The 5,321-nt window shown below is 53.9% G+C and carries 8 protein-coding genes; 6 read left to right on the top strand and 2 right to left on the bottom strand.

All coding sequences use genetic code 11. The features are described 5' to 3' along the window. The 3 genes from F8I07_RS03650 to F8I07_RS03640 form a co-directional block, all read left to right on the top strand. Window positions 1–534, top strand: a 534-nt coding sequence (locus F8I07_RS03650) for an ABC transporter permease (protein WP_292655869.1), incomplete at its 5' end; no start/stop codon positions are given. Beyond that, the gene (locus tag F8I07_RS03645; RefSeq protein ID WP_292655867.1) at window positions 531–1,613 is read left to right on the top strand and encodes an ABC transporter permease; all 1,083 of its coding nucleotides are present in this window, start codon (window positions 531–533) and stop codon (window positions 1,611–1,613) included. The genes F8I07_RS03650 and F8I07_RS03645, both read left to right, overlap by 4 nt. A 47-nt stretch (window positions 1,614–1,660) precedes the next feature. Next, window positions 1,661–2,242: a phosphatase PAP2 family protein gene (locus F8I07_RS03640; protein ID WP_292655864.1), complete on the top strand. Its 582-nt coding sequence runs from the start codon at window positions 1,661–1,663 to the stop codon at window positions 2,240–2,242. A 6-nt stretch (window positions 2,243–2,248) separates the two neighbouring features. Here F8I07_RS03640 and F8I07_RS03635 read toward each other — a convergent pair whose 3' ends face one another. After that, window positions 2,249–2,677, bottom strand: coding sequence for a hypothetical protein (locus F8I07_RS03635; protein ID WP_292655861.1), 429 nt, complete (start codon window positions 2,675–2,677; stop codon window positions 2,249–2,251). 3 nt (window positions 2,678–2,680) lie between these two features. After that, window positions 2,681–2,932 carry a hypothetical protein gene (locus F8I07_RS03630; protein WP_292655858.1) on the bottom strand — a complete coding sequence of 84 codons (252 nt, stop codon included), beginning with the start codon at window positions 2,930–2,932 and terminating at the stop codon, window positions 2,681–2,683. Between the two features lie 137 nt (window positions 2,933–3,069). On the opposite strand from F8I07_RS03630, the gene modA reads away from it, so the two are divergent. The 3 genes from modA to F8I07_RS03615 form a co-directional block, all read left to right on the top strand. Next, the gene (gene modA / locus F8I07_RS03625; RefSeq protein ID WP_292655856.1) at window positions 3,070–3,909 is read left to right on the top strand and encodes a molybdate ABC transporter substrate-binding protein; all 840 of its coding nucleotides are present in this window, start codon (window positions 3,070–3,072) and stop codon (window positions 3,907–3,909) included. Then, window positions 3,906–4,676, top strand: coding sequence for an ABC transporter permease (locus tag F8I07_RS03620; RefSeq protein ID WP_292655854.1), 771 nt, complete (start codon window positions 3,906–3,908; stop codon window positions 4,674–4,676). The genes modA and F8I07_RS03620 overlap by 4 nt, the downstream gene beginning before the upstream one ends. Beyond that, the coding region (locus tag F8I07_RS03615) for an ABC transporter ATP-binding protein (RefSeq protein ID WP_292655851.1) at window positions 4,676–5,321 on the top strand (646 nt) is incomplete at its 3' end. The genes F8I07_RS03620 and F8I07_RS03615, both read left to right, overlap by 1 nt.

The following is a 5,321-nucleotide window of genomic DNA, read 5'->3' as shown; positions in this document are numbered from 1 at the left end:
CTCATCGTCAAAGAGAAAGAGGAGGGAACCATCTTCAACTTCTACTCTTCGCCCATCAAAAAGAGTGAATTTCTTCTGGCCAAACTCTTCCCGGCTTTCGTGCTCCACTCGGTGAACATTTTCATCCTCTTTCTCTGGGCCACCTGGCTCTTCGGCGTTCCTTTTCGGGGGAGCTTCGCCCTCTACTGGTTCGCCGCCGAGCTCTATGTCCTTATCAGCCTGGGGGTGGGGCTGCTGGTCTCCATCGTGACCTCCACCCAGATCGTCGCCACGGTCCTGACGATCATCATCACCATTATCCCCGGCTTTCTCTACTCGGGGATGCTTATGCCTATTTCCGCGATGTCCGCCGAATCCGCAGTCGAAGCCCACATCTACCCGGTGATGTACTTCAACCACATCGTCTACGACACTTTCCTCGTCGGCCAAGGGCTCGCCTCCCCCAAGAACCAACTCTACCTGGCGATCCTTCTGGCCTACGCCGTGGGGCTCATCCTCCTGGGCTCTTTTCTAATGAAAAAGGAGTTGCGATGATGCGGACCTTCTTCTCCCTTGTCAACAAAGAGATCCTGGGATTCCTTCGCGCCTGGGGCTTGGTGGCCGTAGTCCTCTACGCCTTCACCCTGGACATTTACATCGCCGGCAAGGGGATCGAACTCCAGGCCAAGAACGTTTCGGTGGGTTATGTGGACGAAAGCGGCGGAGTCGTCAGCCTCAAAATCCTCGAACGCCTCCACGCTCCCCAGTTCAAGCCCCCTGTCCGTTTCCTCTCCCAGCAGGAACTCGACCGGGCCCTGCGCAACCGGGAGATTATGGTCGGACTGCTCTTCGACAACGACTTCTCCCGAGGCTATGAACGCAGCGGCCACACCCGACTCGACGTGCTTCTCGACGCCACCGCCGCGGCCCAGAGTTTCCAAGCCCTGCAATACCTGCAGCACATTCTCCTGGATTTCTCCGACCTCCATTTTCCCGTGAAGTTGAAGATCCACAAACTCTTCAACCCCAACGCGACCACTTCCTGGTTTATGTCCCTGGCCGAGCTTCTCTCCATCACAACCCTCCTGGGGGTCATCCTCACCGCCGCCGTCTTCGTCCGGGAAAAAGAGAACGGCACCTGGGATATGATGCTGCTGATGCCCGTCGATCCGAAACTCATCATCCTGGCCAAGAGCTTCTCCCAGGTCCTCATCCTCAGCCTGGGCATCGTCGTCGCCACGGGGTTGATCCTCTTCGGGGTTTTCGACGTTCCGATCCACGGTTCGATCTGGGCTTTTTTCCTCCTCTCGTTCTTCTACGCGTTCACCAGCGCCGGCATCGGCCTTTTCGTCGCGGCGGTCTCCCGCAGTATGATGGAGGTCGCTCAGCTGGCGATTTTCATTATGATGCCCCTGATCTTCCTCAGCGGCGCCTGGACCCCCATCCACGCCATGGCTCCCTGGCTCCAGAAGCTCTCCCTCATCTCCCCCCTGCGTTACTACATCGAAGGGAGCGAAAGCATCTTCTTCCGCGGCACCGCCTGGGCGGATCTTTGGCCCTATTTCGCCGGCGTCATCGTTCTCGGCACGCTGGTCTACCTCTACGGCTTCCGAAAGATCGGACGACTCTTCTAGAGTATACTTCCACTATGAAAATTTCCCAAAGGACCTTCACCTCTCTGATGAGAAGCGGAGCGGTGATCTTTACGCTTGTTTCTCTGCTACTGTGGAGAGGAGAGCTCCAGGCCTGTGACACCGCCGTTTCAGAGTTTGTCAACCGTTTTCATCAACCGCTTGTCAACAGTATTGTCATCGCATTGACACATCTCAACTCCCCGCCGGCCCTGCTTATCCTCAGCCTGGTTGTTGTCGCCACTTTGGCTGCCAAAAAGGCTTGGCGCCCCGCCCTCGTTTTTCTCGGAGGACTCGGGGGGACCGCCCTAGCCACTTCACTGATCAAAGCCCTGGTGGACCGCTCCCGGCCAATAGATCGCCTGGTGGAGATCCACAGCCCCTCCTTCCCCTCCTGGCATGCCTCCACATCGATGGCCCTGGGAATTCTGCTCTTTTGGCTCCTTGCCGAGCGCGGGGGAGCCAAAGCCGCCTGGATTCTGCTCTGGCCCCTCGCCATCGGGCTCAGCCGCATCTGGCTCAACGCCCATTGGTGCAGTGACGTTCTCGCCGGTTGGGGGTTGGGGGCCTTCATCACAGCGGGAGTCGTTCTACTTTTTGGGACTCAGACCGCCAAAGTATCGGAAGAGTAGAATTCCTTACTTCTTATTCCTCTCTTTCTCCAAACGCTCCAGGACCAGATCACTGCGACGCTTCAGCCTCCCTTTGCTTTTAAACTTCTCCAGACGCTGCATTACGAGCTCCTCTTGCGCCTTCGCTCTCTTTTCATCAACTTTGTCTTCTCTCTTTTTCTTCTCCCTCTTTCCGGGAGTTCCCTCTTTCCCAAAGCCGAGATGCATAACAGAATAGACAAAGAGAATTGACAGGAGAATGACAAGTACCCATTTCCCCGCCAGAAAATAGAGTATCATCCCCTTGCGGCCCGTGGCTACAGCATAATCGACCAGATCGTGATAGATCCCGTCGATCGCGTAGATCCCGATCATCGAGACAAATATCAAAAGAAGGTAGCGAAGATTCCGGCGAAAAAAGAGTGAAAGAGCCGCCCATTTCAGATAGTGATACATTGCCTAGAACCAACTGATTCCCAGCAAAGCCAGCAAAGCGATCAATCCCCTGCTCTTGTATTCACCGATGAGTTTGTCCTCCTCGTCGGCGATGATCACTTCCAGCTCTTCATCGCTCAAATTTCTGATATCCACCCCGCTCTCCACCAGCCGTGCCCGCGTGCGCAAAATCGCCCGCTCTCTCAAGCGCTCGAAAAATTTATCCCGTGTTTTTCTGGGAAGATAACTGACTTTTTCAATCATCCATTTTTGCATACAGACTCCTCATAAAGTGCATTTATTGTATCACGAGTTGATTAGCGGATTTCTACCCCATTGTTAGCCATTCGGTTGTACACTATCGTTATGATCGTACCAAGCAAATAAAAACAAATCCAAAAAGGATCGGTTTCGTGAAACGATGGGTTTTCGCTCTTCTTATCCTCTTTACTTCGATTGTCTGGGGAGACAAACCTTCCCTGCTTGTCTTCGCAGGATCCGCCAGTCAGCCTCCGACCGAAGAGGCCGCCAAAGCCTTCGAGAAAAAGACAGGGATTCACGTCGATCTGATTTTCGGAGGTTCAGGGTACGTCCTTTCGCAGATGAAACTGACACATCGGGGCGATCTCTACTTCCCCGGATCTTCCGACTATATGGAAAAAGCCAAAAGAGAAAAACTCGTCGATCCGAAAACGGAGAAGATCATCGTCTATCTCGTCCCCGCCATCAATGTCCGCCGGGGAAATCCCAAGAATATCCATACCCTGAAAGACTTGACACGCCCGGGGATCAAAGTAGCCATCGCCAACCCCGAAGGAGTCTGTGTCGGAGATTACGCCGTAGAGATCCTCGAAAAAAACTTTACCCCGAAAGAGAAAGAACAATTCCGCAAAAACCTCGTCAACTACACCTCCTCCTGCTCCAAAACCGCCAACGCAATCAGCCTCAATCAGGCGGATGCCGTTCTCGGTTGGCGCGTTTTCGAAAAGTGGAATCCCGATCGGATCCAAACCGTTCCTCTCAAAGCCAAGGAGATCGCCCGCATCGGCTACATTCCCATCGCCGTCTCGGTCTACAGCCGGTACCCCAAGCTGGCCAAAAAGTTCATAGACTTTCTCCTCTCTCCGGAGGGCAAAGCGATCTTCGCTAAATACCACTACCTGGCCACCCCCAAACAGGCATTTGATTATGTCGGGGGGAAAAAGCCCGTCGGAGGAGTCTACAAAGTTCCCCGGGAGTGGCTGCCTCGATGAATTTTCGCAGTACGACGATTTTGGCAGCTCTTTTCGTTCTTCTGCTTTACGGCGGGTTGATCCTCTCCATTCTCTATTTTTTTGACGGAAAGACTTTGTGGGAGTCGCTGAGCTCCGCAAGAACCCTCTTTTCAATCCGCCTCAGTCTACTCGCCGCCACTTTCGCAACCTTTCTGGCTCTATTGATCGCTCTGCCGGCCGGCTACGCCCTCTCTCGCTTTCACTTCAAAGGGCGACAGATCATCGACACCTTTCTCGAATTCCCGATGATCGTCTCGCCCGCCGCCCTGGGGGCAGTTATTCTGATTTTTTTCAACAACCCGCTTGGGGATTGGATTCAGGAGCATCTCGTCACCTTTATTTTCAGTTTCGCCGGCATCGTCCTGGCTCAGTTCGTCACCATCACGGGAGTAACGGTCCGTTTCGTCAAAAGCGCTTTCGACGAAATTCCCCACGAGCTGGAAACCACCGCGCGAACGCTGGGAGCTTCACCCTGGCACAGTTTTCTCACGGTCAGCCTTCCGCTGGCACGCCGGGGGATTGTCGCCGCGACGATCCTCAGCTGGGCCAAAGCCTTGGGAGAGTTCGGCGCCACCATCACTGTCGCCGGGACGATGGCAATGCGTACAGAGACACTTCCCATCGCCATCTATATGCATCTTGAAACCGCCGACATCAAAGGGACGGTGGCACTAATTCTTATCCTTGTAACCATCGGACTCTCTGCTCTATTCACCACCCGATGGCTACTCGAACGGAATCACTGATGCTACGAATCGAAAAGCTCTCCCTGCGTCTAGAGAATTTTCAGCTCAAAGAGATCGACCTCGAAATAAAAAAGGGGGAGTGTCACGCCCTCCTCGGCCCTTCAGGTTCCGGAAAAAGTACTTTGGTTTCAACAATCCTCGGTCTCAAAAAACCCGATAGCGGACACCTGTATCTCGAGGGGACGGTCATTGACCGATGGAGTGTCGAAAGTAGAGCTTTCGGCTATTTGCCGCAAAATCTGGCACTCTTCCCCCACTTGAACGTCGAAAAGAATTTAAGATACGGTATCAGGGCACGTAAACTGGAATCTCCGGAAACGGAAAAACATCTTCAGGAATTGATCGATACGGTACAGATCCGCCCTCTTCTGCACCGTATGCCCGCAACACTCAGTGGAGGAGAACGCCAACGCGTCGCCCTGGTCCGAGCCCTAGCCCCCCAACCGAAGCTCCTTCTTTTTGATGAACCATTCAGTGCACTGGACAGCCATATCAGGCGTGAACTTTGGAACCTTGTCCTTCGTATCCGCCAGGAGTACGGTACGACAATGCTGCTCATCACACACGACCTGGCTGAAGCCTTTTATCTGTCGAACAATATTTCGATCCTCATCGACGGAGAGATCCGTCAAAGCGGACAACGTG

Source organism: Nitratifractor sp. (assembly GCF_015487065.1).
GTDB lineage: Bacteria > Campylobacterota > Campylobacteria > Campylobacterales > Sulfurovaceae > Nitratifractor.
The sequence above is the reverse complement of the archived record's forward strand: the minus strand, read 5'-3'. Positions and strand labels throughout refer to the sequence as shown.

What these genes read in the sequence shown, in the direction of transcription:
- F8I07_RS03645 (WP_292655867.1), top strand. Translation starts at nt 531, where the DNA reads ATGATGCGGACCTTCTTCTCCCTTGTCAACAAAGAGATCCTGGGATTC.
- F8I07_RS03640 (WP_292655864.1), top strand. Translation starts at nt 1,661, where the DNA reads ATGAGAAGCGGAGCGGTGATCTTTACGCTTGTTTCTCTGCTACTGTGG.
- F8I07_RS03635 (WP_292655861.1), bottom strand. Translation starts at nt 2,677, where the DNA reads ATGTATCACTATCTGAAATGGGCGGCTCTTTCACTCTTTTTTCGCCGG.
- F8I07_RS03630 (WP_292655858.1), bottom strand. Translation starts at nt 2,932, where the DNA reads ATGCAAAAATGGATGATTGAAAAAGTCAGTTATCTTCCCAGAAAAACA.
- F8I07_RS03620 (WP_292655854.1), top strand. Translation starts at nt 3,906, where the DNA reads ATGAATTTTCGCAGTACGACGATTTTGGCAGCTCTTTTCGTTCTTCTG.